Below are 13,425 nucleotides of genomic sequence, written 5' to 3' on the forward strand. Positions count from 1 at the left end.
CTAATTTTACGCATTCAAGCTTAAATGCATAATCATATTTGACTTTTCTTTCCATAAAAATACCCCCAAATAGTGTCTAACTTTTTGGGGGCAGTCTATTTTCTCGCTTTTTTTATGCTTTTTTTTAAACTATGAATATTACAACTTTTAACGATATTTATGTAACACATTTACTATCAACAACTACCATCTTTGTAAAGTAATAATAATGTTACAAACTAATACTAATACTAATAAAATGAAAAACTTAAAAACTATAATGGCGATTGTGCTTTTAACTAGCTTTTCGCAATTAACATTTTCACAAAGCAGCGATTCTTCCAAACTAAAATTTGGTTTAAAAGGTGGAGTAAATTTCTCTAATCTTTATACGGATAATGTTGAAGACAATAATGTTTTAACAGGATTTAATGCTGGATTATTTGCTAAATTACCAATCACATCATCGTTTGCCATTCAACCCGAATTGTTGTACACAACTAAAGGAGCAAAATTAACGTACGACAATTACTTTGTAAACGGATCAGCAAAATTTAATCTAAATTATATAGAACTTCCAGTTTTGTTGGTTATTAATTTGACCAATAATTTTAATATTCACGCAGGTCCTTATGTGGCCTATTTAGTTGATGGTAAAGCAAGCAACGATGTGCAAGGAACATTATTTGATATTGAGAACAATCTTAGTAATGAAGATTTCAACAAGTTTGATACTGGACTTTCACTTGGTGTAGGCTTCGATACAGATCAAATAGGATTTGGAGTTCGTTACAATTACGGCTTACAAAAAGTGGGAAAAGAAAGAAGTTTTCTAGGAACAAATTACACTTTTCCTGATGGAAAAAACAGTGTTATTAATTTATATCTCTCGTATTCAATACTATAAACTTAAAAAAAATATTATGAGCAATTTACTTTATACAATCGCAATTATTTTAGTCATTTTTTGGGCTATTGGATTCTTTGCTTATAGCGCAGGATCAATTATTCACATCTTATTAGTTATTGCAATTATTGCAGTATTGTTAAGACTTATTCAAGGAAAAAAAGTATAATAAATTTAATAAATAGTTAAAAAACAAAAAATTATGGAATCAAGTAAAACAGCAGCGGGAGTTTTGTTAGGAATTGGAGTAGGAGCCTTATTAGGAGTATTATTTGCCCCTCAGAAAGGATCAAAAACCAGAAAAAAAATTATGGGTAAAGGACAAGATTACGTCAATGAACTAAAAGGTAAATTTGATGGTTTGTACCAAGATGTCTCGGATAAGTATGAAAATATTTTAGAAGAAACTAAAACAATGGTAACTCCAAAATAAATTAAACTTAAAAACAATGGAAAATTCTACAACAACAATAGAAAAACTAATTGAAAAAGCAGAAATTTATAGCAAAACAACGCTCGAATTATGCAAATACGAAGCTGTTTACAAAACGGCAGATATATTTTCGAATCTAGCTGCAAAGTTAGCTATAGGTATTGTTGTTGTGCTTTTTTTATTATTAGTAAACGTTGGATTATCTCTTTGCGTAGGACAATATTTAGGAGAAACCTATTTAGGCTTTTTTGTAATAGCATTTGGCTATTTGTGTTTAGCAATTTTGCTTTATATTTTTAGAGAAGAATGGGTTAAAAGTCCGGTTAGTAATTTTATTATTAATAAAATGAAAAATTCGTATGAAAGCAATTAATCAAAAAACCATCCTTAAAGAAAAAATTGCTCTTTTGAAAAACAAACAAGCTGATGATTTCTTGGTACTTAAAGAGCAATATCACAATACAATTGATAGTTTTAAACCTTTAAATTTAATTAAATCTGCAACACAGGAATTTATTTCGTCGTCTGATTTAAAATCAAATTTAATAAACGGAGTTATTGGTTTAGGAACTAATTATCTATCTAAAAATCTATTGAATGAAGATTCTGTAAATCCAGTAAAACGGGTTCTTGGAAAAGTTTTAAAGTTTGCATTAAAAAATTTTATTGGAAATAAATAGACCAATTGAAAATAGCTATATCTGTTGTCCTAGAAATAAATTTAGCTAAAATTAAACTGAACACTCTAAAAGTGTAGTACAAAGTAAAATTCATTAAATAAATTAAAAATGATCTAATAAACATATTATATGATACATCATTTACAAGATTTACCAAAAAACATAGTTGGATTTAAAGCGGTTGGAGAAATTACAGAAAAAGATTTTTCTGATACCGTAATGCCAAAAGTAAAAGAGCTAATTGATAAAACAGACAAATTGAATTATCTTTTAGTGCTTGAAACGTCATTAAGTAAATTCACTATTGGAGCTTGGATGAAAGACGCCTTGATGGGAATTAAACATTTAACCAAATGGAACAGAGTTGCTATAGTATCTGATATAGAAGCAATCCGAAATTTCACAAACTTCTTCAGCTACTTAATCCCAGGAGAATTCAAGGGATTTGAACACAAAGAACTGCAACAAGCCATTGATTGGGTTTCAGAAAAAAGCAAATGATTTTGTGGCTTTAAAACAACAATAAAATGTGAAAGTTGATAGTTTTAAACCTTTAAATTTAATCTGCAACGCACGAATTTATTTCGTCGTCTGATTTAAAATCAAATTTAATAAACGGAGTTATTGGTTTAGGAACTAATTATTTGTCTAAAAAGCTATTGAATGAAGATTCGATAAATCCAGTAAAAAGAGGTTTAGGTAAAGTTTTAAAATTTGCATTAAAAAATTTTATTGGAAAGAAATCAAAGAAAATCTAGTGATATAAATTGAAGTGATTTTTTTTCAATAATCAAAAACCGATTCGAAAGATTCGGTTTTTTTGTGCTTAAAATATCTATTGATAATCGATTAAAACTGGTTTGGAAATTTCAAATCCTTGCAATCCAAAATCGGAAGTTGAAATGGAATTTGTTTTAAAAATCGAATTGCCATCTGGAATATTAGGATAGAATGAAAATGAAAACTGAAACGAATTAAAAACCATATAATCATTACTCACAATTACTCCCAAACTAATTTGAGAATACAATTTGCTACGCTGAAAACCAATACTTTTTTGACCCAACATTCCAGCTGTATAACTTAAATACGGATTCAATCGAAATCCTATAATGCGCCAGGGAGAATAACCTTGAGTTTGAAAAGTGACCAATAATTTTTTCGTTCCAAACAAGTTTTCACTAGTAAAACCGTTAATCCCTGTTGAACCATTTAGTGTAAGTTTATCAGAATTAGAATCTAATCGATTATTGCCTAGTATAACTTGTGGTTTTATAAATCCACGAAATTTCCATTTCCCTACTTCTTGTAAATTTGTAAAATAAACCAGTTTTAAACTTGAAGTGCTTTGAGCGGTTTTTCGAGCATTCAAAAAAGTTCCGTATTCTAAATTTCCACTCAAATATCCAAAATCAAAATAACTGCCAATTGCAATTCTGGCCCCAGTATAAAATTGGTATTCGTTGTATTTTTTTTGATAACCTGTTGTTATATTATATACAAAACCAGAGGCAACATCTTCAACTAGATTAAAATTAAAAATATATTTGTCTTGTGTAAATTTTCTAGACGAAATACCCAAACCTATTAAATAGAGTTTTTCAGAGTCATAAATAGCCAAACTATCTTTGTTTAAAAATGGTTTTTCGATATACTTTTTATTGAAATAGCGTGCACTTGTAATAAAATTGGTTGCTCGATGGTATTCTGTATTTCCTTTAAAAATCTGAAATGAATGTCCAGCCCAATAATCTTGAAAATTGTATTTTATATTCTGAATTTCAATTACTTGATTTTCATTTAATGATGATGATCTATTCAAATTTTGGCCTAAATAAATTCCAGCTCCCCAGCGTGCATAAGGAGAATAAAATGGTCGTTCTATATTTATTGATTTAGAATAATTATTATCAAAATCGATGGAATAACTCAAATTTGTACTTATAAAAGTATTGTAAATATTCGGAATGGTATAACTAGTCCTGTAACCATTCTGACTAGTTTTAAGGCTTTTAGAATATGAATTAAAAAATTCGTGCCCCAAACCAAGAAAATTTCTTTCTTTCAATGAAAAATTAGATTTTGAGGTCGATGATGAAAAATCAGGAATCAAACTCCAGGAATCCAAAACCCTAATAAAAACATCGACAGAATCTTCCGAAACTAGTTTTACTTGCGAAGTAACACTTCTAGTAAATCTTTGACTTCTAATTAGTCTTTCAGATTCTCTAACTAATAATGAGTCTAAGGGCTTATTTTTCCGAATTAAAAGTAAATTTCTAATGGCTAAGTTTTTGGTTTTCAAATGCAATGCATTTCCAGATTTGGGTAAAAAAGTTTTTGGAATTTGAGTAGAATCGGCATCAGAATATCCAAATGGATCTAAAGTTGTAATTTTTATATCTCTAATAATTTTACCTTCAAATTGCGTATAATTTATTTTTCTTATTTTTTTTATTTTCTTAAAACTACTTTTTCTGATTTTTTGTTTGGCAACGGGTTCAAAAATGAGTTTATGAATAAACTTGGTAAACTTTCTTTTTTTAGAATATTTCTCAATATCACGATATACTTCTGAAGAATCTTTTTTCACAGGAATTTCTTGTCCAAAGGAAAGTTGACAACTACAAATTATCATAAAAATCAGGTTCAAATTTCGTTTTAAAATCATTGGATAAAATTACTACTAAAATCGCTAAGATTCTATTTACCTGTGAATTATGAAACTTATATAAATAATTCTACTAATTGCTAAGCTTATATTTGTAATGTAATAATTTAAAAACAAAATAACATGAAAACAGTATTTTTATCAGTAATGACGCTTTTATTTTCAATGAATTTTCAAGCGCAAAACACAAACACACAAACAGAGACAAAAACGACAACCTCAACAAAAACAGATTCAGAAGGAGAACATAAAACAGTCAAAAAAGAGGTTACAAATGAAATACAAAAAGTTGAGTTAGGACAGGAAAAAGCAAATACGATAAATATTCCAACAATAGATTCACCAGTTATGGTTACCACAACTACAAAAATCACTAATCCTGACGGTAGTACTAGAACTGTAGATATAGATAGAAGTTCATACTACGAATCGAACGGAAACAAGTATAAATTGAATCTTGACGCATCAGGTTATGTTATGACTTTTGGCGATTCTAAACCTGCTTTATTGCGAAAAACATCAACTAATAGCTATATTTATCGACTAAAAAACAAAATTGCAGTTGGCTATTTTGATACAAGTGGCAATTTAATTATCGAAACATATGACGACAAATCGGATAAAGTTATTATTGAAAAATTTATAGTTGTGAAATAGGTTTTTTTCATAATTTTAATAGACAATCGATTCATTAATTTGGATCGATTTTTTTGTTTAAAATTTTATTGAATGTGGCAGATAAGGGAAGTAAAATAACTTTCATACGAAACGGCACCCGAAAGCTTTGCTCGAACAGGCGAAGCAATCAAGCGGCCTCTCTTTGTTCGATTTCTTCGTTATGTATTTACTACTTAAGGTGATTATAAAATATTCAAAGTAAACTCTGGATTATAAATTAATCCAATAATATTATTCCAAGGATCTTTTATTGTCGCTACTATAATTTCGCCACCTACATTTTGAGGTTTTTCGTGTGATGTAGCTCCAAGTTGAATAAAACGGTCAAATTCAGTTTCAATATTATCAACGCCCCAATAACTAACAACACCATCTGATTTTAGTATCAGTTGTTCTTCAGGTTGTAATCCTAATTCGTATCCACCAATATTAAAACCAACATAAAATGATTCATCAAAATAAGGTTTTGTTTCAAAAGCTTTTGTATACCATTCTTTAGCATTAGCAATATCACTAACTTTATAAATGGTTGTTCTTAAACCTAAAATTTTACTTTTCATAGGATTAAACTTTAATATTTCCCACTCAATAACTCACCACCAATAGCAGATTTGGCTACAATTCCTAGTTTCTTCATCATTTCATAGGTAGTACAAACTGCTGCAGAAGTTACAGGAATTCCAATTTCTTTCTGAATTAAATCAATTGCTTCTAACGAAGGCATTTGCACACAGGCAGATGCTACAAGAACATCAACTCCTGTTAAATCTAATTGCTTATAAATTTCCAACAAATTCATAGGATTTTGTGCTGCTACTTCGAGATTATCTGGTATTTCGAGAGCGATAGAATCAACAACTTCAAAACCTTGATGTTCAATATAATCAACCACCATATCCGTTAGCGGACGCATATAAGGTGTAATAATGGCTACTTTTTTGGCTCCTAAAATTTTTAAACCATTTATTAATGCTCCTGCAGAAGTTACAATAGGAGTAGGGAAGTCGTTTACAATGGTTTCTTGGTGTAAATTTACTTCCGAAACGCAATGATAACCGCGTCCCATACTCATAATAGCAACCAAGCAAGCGTAACCCATGACATCTACATGTGCATCTGATAATTCTTGTGCACATTTTAGGCTCATGGCGTCCATAGCTTCCAGTTCTTCTTTGGTTACTTTTTTCATTCGCATTCTACTGCTGTGAAAAGTAAATCGTTCAGGTAAAATGGTTTCTCGTGAACGAAAAATGGCTGGTATTTCGGTTTCCATCGTTACATTACTTGATGGAACTATTTGCCCTATTCTGTATTTTTTCATATTGTCATTGCTGTATAAGGTTACTTAATTTAGTAGCCTAAAATATTCATATAAATTTTAGAGAAAAAATTATCCTTTTAACCAAGCATTTTTGAGAGTACTTTTACTTGCATCAGTAGCTTGTAACCCTTCTGCTTCTTCATATGGTAGTTTTACATTTCCTTTTAGCTCACTTTCTTTTTCGTCACGTTTTATTTTGACAGTAATTGGGTCGTTTTCTTTCCAAGTTTGACTTGCAATAATTAAGTCATAGATATTGTCGAGATTATAATTTGTTTTGTTAACAGCTGCTATAATATCCCCATTTTTAATACCTAAAGCTGCATAAAAAGCTGGTAATTCTATTTCTGGAAGTACCATTATTTCTTTTGTAGCTTGATTCACGGTTATATATGGGCTTTGACCTTTTAGAAACACATTTCCAGGTATTTTACGTTTAGATTGTGTGACACCCATTTTCGCAAAATATTTGTCATATGGAATAGGAGTAGGACCACTCACATAAGTTTCTAGAAACGTTTTTACTTCGGGATATGTAAATGAAGCTATTTTGTCGAATAATTCTTCATCGTTAAATGGTTTTTTCTCGCCGTATTCATTGGTTAATTTTTGCATCAAATCTAAAATCCCTCTTTCTCCATTGCTATTTTCTCTAATAATAATATCCAAACACATTCCTATTAAGGCTCCTTTTTGATATACATTTAGGTATTGATCTTTGTATGGTTTTTCTAAAACATTTGCACTCATGGTAGTAAATGGCATAGTGTCATTCATAGCTGATGCTTGATTTACTTTGTCAGACATGCGATTGTAAAAATCATCTTCTGAGATTAATCCTTGATTTACTTGAAATAAATTTGCAAAATATTCAGTAACACCTTCATACATCCATAAATGTTTGGACATTTTAGGAGCATTAAAATCAAAATATTGAATCTCTTTAGAGTGAACTCCAAGCGGCGTTACAATATGAAAAAATTCGTGAGAAACGACATCTTTAAGCTGTTCTGCCATAGCTTCTTTAGGCATCATTTCTGGCATAACAACTGTGGTTGATGTTGGGTGTTCTAATGCACCAAATCCTTTTGCATCAGCTTTCTTCATGTCAGATAAATACAGTAAAACTGCATATTTTTTTGTACTATTTATAGCACCAAGAAATTTCTTTTGTGCACGCATCATAGTTTCCATTGCTGGGGAAATATCTGCAACTTTATAAGTTTCGTTTGGGGAATATACACTGATTATAATTTCCATATCATCAACCATAAAAGTTGTATAATCTGGTTTAGAATACATGATTGGGTGTTCTACTAAATCGGCATAACGATATGATTGAAAAGTATCTTTTGTATTACTTGCATCAGTATCTATCATTGAGGTGGCACCATATAAGTTTGCAGCATGCAAAACAGTCGTGGTGTATGGAACTTCTAATTTGTCTGAAAAATAACCGACAAATCCATGAGTGTTTAACATGAAATTTTCAGGAGAAATATTTGTTCCAGCAGGAGAAAATACATCACCTCCGCCAAAATCACCGTTTCCTTTTTCAGTATCATAGGTGTCATTTACCCAATAGGTGACTTTTTGTAGCTTTTTTGCATCAACAATTTTCCAAGAATTTTCATCAATTTTGGTTAAAATTAAAGAATTTCCTTTAGCATCAAATGCTTTTACATTCTCAATATATTTTCCATAATTATCTATAGAATAAGTTCCTGGAACCGTTTTTGGAATATTGAAAGTAATTTCATTAAGATTACTAGGAGATGGTAAAATGGTTACCATTACTTTGTCATCTTTTATGTTATTTAAATCGATAGAAACATTAACCTGAGGACTTATAGTTGTAGTTGTTATTTGTTGTGCAGTTTTACAGCTTAATAATACTATTGCAGAAGCGAGAGTGTAAATTATTTTTTTCATTAACTTATGATTTTAGATTTTATATAAGTGTATAAAAGTAAATAAAAGTTACTGTTTAAATGGGTTTTATTTTATTTGAATTTTATCCAATTTAAAATTTCTTGTAAGGTAATTGGAGAAAATGTTTGTTCTGTTTTTGAATATTCTTCCACCGAACCTGTATTGCATTCTTGAAATAAGTGATTTAAATTGGGTAAAATTTTAGTTGTAACTTTTTTGTTTCCACCTTTTGCTAGAGCTTTTTGATTAGTACTATCCATGTTGGAAGCATAAATATTGCCAGTTTTAGAAATATTAAATACAAGCGGTAATTGTGCCTTTTGTACTTGTAAAGTGCAGAAACATCTTGACTAAATACTATTGATGTTGTATATGACTATAAATAGGATTACATTATTCATTTTATTTTGCATTTAATAAGTTTATTGCTTCAATTGGATTTTCAACTTCTATGATTAGTTTGTTGTAATTGGAATTTTTGAGTTCGACAATAATTGCATTTTTCTTGTTGCAAACATCCCAAAAGTTACGTTTTCCTTTTTTTATATAAGTTCCAGCTGTAATAATCCATGGTAAATTTGTGCCAGGAATTCTCCAACCTTTCCAAAAGGTAAATTCTTCGTTGCTTTGAAATGCTCGAATTATTTTGTCTTTTGGAACTATAATCTTATTTTTGAAGGCCCAAAATTTATGACTTCCGTTAATATTAAAAACATAATCGTTGTCTTTTGTTGAAATGGTTACCATGATTTTAATTTATTTAAAGTTTGTATATAATTATTTTTGAAATTATTTCCGCTACTATAATTGCTAAAACAAAAAGTAAAGTGTGTTTTGTTACTTTAGAGTTTGTAGCAATTTTGAATCCATTGAATAAGAGTATGACAAACCAAATTAAAGCTGTAATTAGTGCAATAGCCTGAAATAACATAAATGCAATTTCATTGGCTGATAAGGAGTCTATTTTTTTAGAAACTGCTATTTCTAAGACTTTATTACTAATGATATATGATTTATCGTTTAGGTTAAATATGGTACAGAAGTATAATGGAATTCTTGAAATTAAGACTGTAGAAATAATATCTATTAATCTAGTTTTTTTATTAATATACTTTCCAACGAGATAAAGTAGTATAGTTAATACTACTACATCTATGATTAAGTAAGTTGATGAATCGGAAAAACTAACTTGTTTATCAAAGTGTAAATCGATAACTCCATCAAATTTCGCATTAAAATTGTAAGCTAAAAAAACCCCAATGACTGTTGTTATTATACCAAGAAAGAGTAATGCTTTATCTGAATATTTTTCGAAAGGATTTAGAAGTATACTACTTTTCATGAGTTACGATTTAGTTTTTAAAGTATTAATTTTCTGAATTATATCATCCAGTTTGTTTCTTACAGTAGGATAACTATTTCCCATTTGCGATGCCATTTCTTTTAGGCTTCCACTAGTAAGAAAAAATTGTAGAATAAAGTTTTGTTCTTCTTCAGAAATTTGAAGTAATATAGGTAACGAGTAATTTCCAGAAACTGATGTGGTGCAATTACTACAAGAGAGTTGAGTTACAGAGAGTGAACTTTCACAGCTTGGACATTGTATGGGAAGTTTTGGTTGCATAATATTGATTATATAGTATACAAATTTAAATAATATTTATATATAAATTAATAATATTTATATATTTATTAATTTTATTAAAAAATAGTATTTATTAAAACAAAAAATCCCAATCGTTAGATTGGGATTTTTTTATAGTAAGTAATATAAATTGATGTTGATAAAACGTTTATTTTACTTTGTTAAGTATTGTTTTGAAAGCTACTGGGTGATTCATAGCTAAATCTGCAAGAACTTTACGGTTCAATTCGATGTTATGTTTTTTTACTTTACCCATAAATTGTGAATAAGACATTCCTTCCAATCTAGCTCCAGCGTTGATACGTTGAATCCATAAAGCACGGAAATTTCTCTTATTTACTTTTCTGTCACGGTAAGCATAGCACATTGCTTTCTCAACCGCATTTTTCGCAACTGTCCAAACGTTTTTACGACGACCAAAGAAACCTTTGGCTTGCTTCATTATCTTTTTTCTTCTTGCTCTTTTAGCAACTGAATTTACTGATCTTGGCATAATTTTAATGTTTTTTTGTAGTAAGGCGACCTGAATTTAATCGAAAGTACTTAATGGCCCACTCCAAGGTTATTTTAAATAATTTTAACCTAAAGAATATTAGTTAAAAGTTTTTAAAGTCGAATGTCGAAAGTCTTTAAGACCTTTGACTTTGCAACTTTAAGACTTAATTAAATAATTCTTAATTGTTGTTTGATACTTTTCATATCTGTTTTGTGAACTAACGCTGAATGTGTCAAAGCTAATTTACGTTTTTTAGATTTTTTGGTCAAAATATGACTTTTAAAAGCATGCTTTCTTTTAATCTTTCCAGAACCAGTAACTTTAAATCGTTTCTTGGCACTAGATTTGGTTTTCATTTTAGGCATTTTTCCTAGATTTTTTAATTTATTCTTACTTACTATCTTTGCGAATTACGAAGCAATCTGCTAACGTTCATCAATATTCTTATTTGCAATTGCACAAAGCAATCTGTTGTCTTATTCACTTTCTTTTTCACCAGCACTAGATTGCGCTTCTGTATTTTTCACAACTGGTTTTTGCTGACTCTCCTTTGCTTTTGGTGCCGATTGTGTCGATTTACCTTTCTTTGGAGCAATAAACATAATCATTCTTTTTCCTTCTAGAACAGGCATAGCTTCTACTTTACCGTGTTCTTCTAGATCTGTTGCTAGTCTTAATAATAAGATTTGCCCTTGATCTTTATAGATAATCGAACGACCTTTAAAGAATACAAATGCTTTTAGTTTAGATCCTTCTTTAAGGAACTTCTCTGCATTTTTTCTTTTAAATTCGTAATCATGCTCATCGGTTTGAGGACCAAAACGAATTTCTTTAACTACAATTTGAGTAGACTTAGCTTTTAGTTCTTTTTCACGTTTCTTCTGCATGTAAACGAACTTCTTATAGTCCATGATTTTACACACAGGCGGTTCTGCGTTTGGAGAAATTTCAACTAAATCCAACTCAAGTTGGTCGGCAAGTTTCATTGCTTCCGAAGTTTTTATAACTCCAGGCTCAACATTTTCTCCTACAAGACGTACTTCTGGAACACGAATAAAGTTGTTTATTCTGTGTTCGTCTTTTTTTTCTACTCGAGGCTGGTAACCTCTACTGTTTCTAATTGCTATGGCTCTTAATTTTTAGTTAAACTTCAAATGTTTTTAATGTTTTGCTTATTTCATCGTTTACAATTTGAGCAAATTCTTCTATTGTAACCGTAATATTTCCTTTTCCTTCCTGTCCGTGACGACGTATAGAAATGGTGTTGTTTTTCTCTTCTTCCTCGCCTACAATCAACATAAACGGGGTTTTTTGCATTTCTGCATCTCTAATTTTTCTTCCAATCGACTCATTTCTGTTGTCAATTAGGGCGCGAATTTCGTGATTTTCTAGCAGATTTAAAACTTTTTTCGCATAAATTTCATATTTATCACTCAAACACAAGATTATTGCTTGTTCCGGCATTAACCAAAGTGGGAAATTTCCTGCTGTATGTTCTAATAAAATAGCTATAAAACGTTCCATCGATCCAAAAGGAGCACGATGAATCATTACAGGTCTGTGTAGCTGATCGTCTGAGCCTTTGTATGTCAATTCAAAACGTTCAGGTAAGTTATAATCTACCTGAATAGTTCCCAATTGCCAACTTCTACCCAAAGCATCTTTGACCATAAAGTCTAGTTTAGGTCCGTAAAAAGCCGCCTCACCATATTCTACAACAGTAGTTAAATTTTTATCACGAGCTGCATTGATAATAGCATTTTCTGCTTTTTCCCAATTTTCGTCGCTACCTATATACTTATCTCTATTTTCTTTGTCTCGTAATGATATTTGAGCTGTAAAATTTTCAAAACCTAAAGAACCAAATACATATAATACTAGGTCAATTACTTTTTTAAACTCCTCATCTAACTGGTCTGGCGTACAAAAAATATGTGCATCATCTTGCGTAAATCCACGAACACGAGTTAAACCGTGTAATTCGCCACTTTGCTCATATCTATATACTGTTCCAAATTCAGCGTAACGTTTTGGTAAATCTTTATAAGACCAAGGTCTTACATTGTATATTTCACAATGATGAGGACAGTTCATAGGTTTTAATAAAAACTCTTCGCCTTCAGCTGGAGTTGTAATCGGCTGAAAACTATCTGCTCCATATTTAGCATAATGTCCAGAAGTAACATACAACTCTTTCTGACCAATATGTGGTGTAACAACTTGTTCGTAACCACCTTTTTTCTGAGCCTTTTTCAAAAACTGCTCCAAACGATCTCTCAAAGCAGCACCTTTAGGCAACCATAATGGCAAACCTTGGCCTACTTTTTGAGAAAAAGCGAACAATTCTAATTCTTTACCTAATTTTCTATGATCACGACGTTTCGCTTCTTCAAGAAGTTCTAAATAATCGGTCAAATCCTTTTGTTTCGGAAACGAAGTTCCGTAAACACGAGTCAATTGCTTGTTTTTCTCATCACCACGCCAGTATGCGCCAGCAACACTCATGATTTTCACAGCTTTTATAATTCCAGTATTCGGAATATGTCCACCACGGCACAAATCAGTAAAAGTTGCATGATCACAAAAAGTAATCGTGCCATCTTCTAGATTAGAAATTAATTCAGTCTTATATTCATTGTCCTTATATAGTTCCAAAGCATCCGCTTTCGAAACTGGACGCAAT

At 30.5% G+C, this 13,425-nt stretch carries 18 protein-coding genes and 1 pseudogene; 7 read left to right on the forward strand and 12 right to left on the reverse strand.

The features are described 5' to 3' along the window. Nucleotides 1-238: 238 nt before the first annotated feature. The 6 genes from ACHZC3_RS04650 to ACHZC3_RS04675 all read left to right on the forward strand — a co-directional run bounded on the left by ACHZC3_RS04650 (nt 239) and on the right by ACHZC3_RS04675 (nt 2,500). On the forward strand, nt 239-886 hold the full coding sequence (locus ACHZC3_RS04650) for a porin family protein (RefSeq protein WP_394758717.1): 648 nt from the start codon (nt 239-241) through the stop codon (nt 884-886). Between the two features lie 16 nt (nt 887-902). Continuing rightward, the gene (locus ACHZC3_RS04655) at nt 903-1,055 is read left to right on the forward strand and encodes a lmo0937 family membrane protein (RefSeq protein ID WP_394758718.1); all 153 of its coding nucleotides are present in this window, start codon (nt 903-905) and stop codon (nt 1,053-1,055) included. A 33-nt stretch (nt 1,056-1,088) separates the two neighbouring features. After that, nucleotides 1,089-1,319: a YtxH domain-containing protein gene (locus ACHZC3_RS04660; RefSeq protein ID WP_394758719.1), complete on the forward strand. Its 231-nt coding sequence runs from the start codon at nt 1,089-1,091 to the stop codon at nt 1,317-1,319. Between the two features lie 16 nt (nt 1,320-1,335). After that, the gene (locus tag ACHZC3_RS04665; RefSeq protein WP_394758720.1) at nt 1,336-1,692 is read left to right on the forward strand and encodes a hypothetical protein; all 357 of its coding nucleotides are present in this window, start codon (nt 1,336-1,338) and stop codon (nt 1,690-1,692) included. Then, nucleotides 1,679-1,999 (forward strand): hypothetical protein, encoded by a 321-nt coding sequence (locus ACHZC3_RS04670; RefSeq protein ID WP_394758721.1) that lies wholly within the window; start codon nt 1,679-1,681, stop codon nt 1,997-1,999. Before ACHZC3_RS04665 ends, ACHZC3_RS04670 begins: the two co-directional genes overlap by 14 nt. A 129-nt stretch (nt 2,000-2,128) precedes the next feature. Further along, nucleotides 2,129-2,500 (forward strand): STAS/SEC14 domain-containing protein, encoded by a 372-nt coding sequence (locus ACHZC3_RS04675; protein ID WP_394758722.1) that lies wholly within the window; start codon nt 2,129-2,131, stop codon nt 2,498-2,500. A 334-nt stretch (nt 2,501-2,834) separates the two neighbouring features. Here ACHZC3_RS04675 and ACHZC3_RS04680 read toward each other — a convergent pair whose 3' ends face one another. Next, nucleotides 2,835-4,637: a hypothetical protein gene (locus ACHZC3_RS04680; protein ID WP_394758723.1), complete on the reverse strand. Its 1,803-nt coding sequence runs from the start codon at nt 4,635-4,637 to the stop codon at nt 2,835-2,837. A gap of 156 nt (nt 4,638-4,793) precedes the next feature. On the opposite strand from ACHZC3_RS04680, the gene ACHZC3_RS04685 reads away from it, so the two are divergent. Continuing rightward, on the forward strand, nt 4,794-5,327 hold the full coding sequence (locus tag ACHZC3_RS04685; RefSeq protein WP_394758724.1) for a hypothetical protein: 534 nt from the start codon (nt 4,794-4,796) through the stop codon (nt 5,325-5,327). A 203-nt stretch (nt 5,328-5,530) separates the two neighbouring features. Here the strand turns inward: ACHZC3_RS04685 and ACHZC3_RS04690 are convergent, their stop codons facing one another. The 11 genes and pseudogenes from ACHZC3_RS04690 to thrS form a co-directional block, all read right to left on the reverse strand. Then, complete coding sequence (locus ACHZC3_RS04690; protein ID WP_394758725.1) at nt 5,531-5,908, reverse strand: VOC family protein; 378 nt, start codon at nt 5,906-5,908, stop codon at nt 5,531-5,533. An 11-nt stretch (nt 5,909-5,919) separates the two neighbouring features. Beyond that, nucleotides 5,920-6,669, reverse strand: coding sequence for an Asp/Glu racemase (locus tag ACHZC3_RS04695; protein ID WP_394758726.1), 750 nt, complete (start codon nt 6,667-6,669; stop codon nt 5,920-5,922). Between the two features lie 69 nt (nt 6,670-6,738). Next, nucleotides 6,739-8,601 carry a peptidase M61 gene (locus ACHZC3_RS04700; RefSeq protein ID WP_394758727.1) on the reverse strand — a complete coding sequence of 621 codons (1,863 nt, stop codon included), beginning with the start codon at nt 8,599-8,601 and terminating at the stop codon, nt 6,739-6,741. Nucleotides 8,602-8,672: 71 nt separating this feature from the next. Beyond that, nucleotides 8,673-8,861, reverse strand: coding sequence for a hypothetical protein (locus tag ACHZC3_RS04705; protein WP_394758728.1), 189 nt, complete (start codon nt 8,859-8,861; stop codon nt 8,673-8,675). A 142-nt stretch (nt 8,862-9,003) separates the two neighbouring features. Continuing rightward, a complete protein-coding gene (locus tag ACHZC3_RS04710) occupies nt 9,004-9,348 on the reverse strand; it encodes a hypothetical protein (RefSeq protein ID WP_394758729.1) in 345 nt (114 codons plus the stop codon). Between the two features lie 13 nt (nt 9,349-9,361). Continuing rightward, nucleotides 9,362-9,943, reverse strand: a complete 582-nt coding sequence (locus tag ACHZC3_RS04715) for a hypothetical protein (protein ID WP_394758730.1) — start codon at nt 9,941-9,943, stop codon at nt 9,362-9,364. A gap of 3 nt (nt 9,944-9,946) precedes the next feature. After that, the gene (locus ACHZC3_RS04720; RefSeq protein WP_348076757.1) at nt 9,947-10,225 is read right to left on the reverse strand and encodes a DUF2089 family protein; all 279 of its coding nucleotides are present in this window, start codon (nt 10,223-10,225) and stop codon (nt 9,947-9,949) included. Between the two features lie 169 nt (nt 10,226-10,394). Further along, a complete protein-coding gene (gene rplT / locus ACHZC3_RS04725) occupies nt 10,395-10,739 on the reverse strand; it encodes a 50S ribosomal protein L20 (protein WP_011963048.1) in 345 nt (114 codons plus the stop codon). Between the two features lie 170 nt (nt 10,740-10,909). After that, complete coding sequence (gene rpmI, locus ACHZC3_RS04730) at nt 10,910-11,107, reverse strand: 50S ribosomal protein L35 (RefSeq protein ID WP_022827375.1); 198 nt, start codon at nt 11,105-11,107, stop codon at nt 10,910-10,912. A gap of 216 nt (nt 11,108-11,323) precedes the next feature. Further along, a pseudogene (gene infC / locus ACHZC3_RS04735) lies at nt 11,324-11,809 on the reverse strand (translation initiation factor IF-3); the annotation flags it as partial. A gap of 76 nt (nt 11,810-11,885) precedes the next feature. Beyond that, on the reverse strand, nt 11,886-13,425 hold a 1,540-nt coding region (gene thrS / locus ACHZC3_RS04740; protein WP_394758731.1), incomplete at its 5' end, for a threonine--tRNA ligase.

Origin of the sequence: Flavobacterium sp., from assembly GCF_043720215.1 — a bacterium.
In the GTDB taxonomy this organism is placed as follows: Bacteria; Bacteroidota; Bacteroidia; order Flavobacteriales; family Flavobacteriaceae; genus Flavobacterium.

Excerpts from the sequence above, each read along its gene's own strand:
- rpmI (WP_022827375.1), bottom strand. The coding sequence starts at position 11,107 with ATGCCTAAAATGAAAACCAAATCTAGTGCCAAGAAACGATTTAAAGTT.
- ACHZC3_RS04700 (WP_394758727.1), bottom strand. The coding sequence starts at position 8,601 with ATGAAAAAAATAATTTACACTCTCGCTTCTGCAATAGTATTATTAAGC.
- ACHZC3_RS04720 (WP_348076757.1), bottom strand. The coding sequence starts at position 10,225 with ATGCAACCAAAACTTCCCATACAATGTCCAAGCTGTGAAAGTTCACTC.
- ACHZC3_RS04675 (WP_394758722.1), top strand. The coding sequence starts at position 2,129 with ATGATACATCATTTACAAGATTTACCAAAAAACATAGTTGGATTTAAA.
- ACHZC3_RS04660 (WP_394758719.1), top strand. The coding sequence starts at position 1,089 with ATGGAATCAAGTAAAACAGCAGCGGGAGTTTTGTTAGGAATTGGAGTA.
- rplT (WP_011963048.1), bottom strand. The coding sequence starts at position 10,739 with ATGCCAAGATCAGTAAATTCAGTTGCTAAAAGAGCAAGAAGAAAAAAG.
- ACHZC3_RS04655 (WP_394758718.1), top strand. The coding sequence starts at position 903 with ATGAGCAATTTACTTTATACAATCGCAATTATTTTAGTCATTTTTTGG.
- ACHZC3_RS04690 (WP_394758725.1), bottom strand. The coding sequence starts at position 5,908 with ATGAAAAGTAAAATTTTAGGTTTAAGAACAACCATTTATAAAGTTAGT.
- ACHZC3_RS04715 (WP_394758730.1), bottom strand. The coding sequence starts at position 9,943 with ATGAAAAGTAGTATACTTCTAAATCCTTTCGAAAAATATTCAGATAAA.
- ACHZC3_RS04665 (WP_394758720.1), top strand. The coding sequence starts at position 1,336 with ATGGAAAATTCTACAACAACAATAGAAAAACTAATTGAAAAAGCAGAA.
- ACHZC3_RS04695 (WP_394758726.1), bottom strand. The coding sequence starts at position 6,669 with ATGAAAAAATACAGAATAGGGCAAATAGTTCCATCAAGTAATGTAACG.
- ACHZC3_RS04670 (WP_394758721.1), top strand. The coding sequence starts at position 1,679 with ATGAAAGCAATTAATCAAAAAACCATCCTTAAAGAAAAAATTGCTCTT.
- ACHZC3_RS04705 (WP_394758728.1), bottom strand. The coding sequence starts at position 8,861 with ATGGATAGTACTAATCAAAAAGCTCTAGCAAAAGGTGGAAACAAAAAA.
- ACHZC3_RS04710 (WP_394758729.1), bottom strand. The coding sequence starts at position 9,348 with ATGGTAACCATTTCAACAAAAGACAACGATTATGTTTTTAATATTAAC.
- ACHZC3_RS04650 (WP_394758717.1), top strand. The coding sequence starts at position 239 with ATGAAAAACTTAAAAACTATAATGGCGATTGTGCTTTTAACTAGCTTT.
- ACHZC3_RS04680 (WP_394758723.1), bottom strand. The coding sequence starts at position 4,637 with ATGATAATTTGTAGTTGTCAACTTTCCTTTGGACAAGAAATTCCTGTG.
- ACHZC3_RS04685 (WP_394758724.1), top strand. The coding sequence starts at position 4,794 with ATGAAAACAGTATTTTTATCAGTAATGACGCTTTTATTTTCAATGAAT.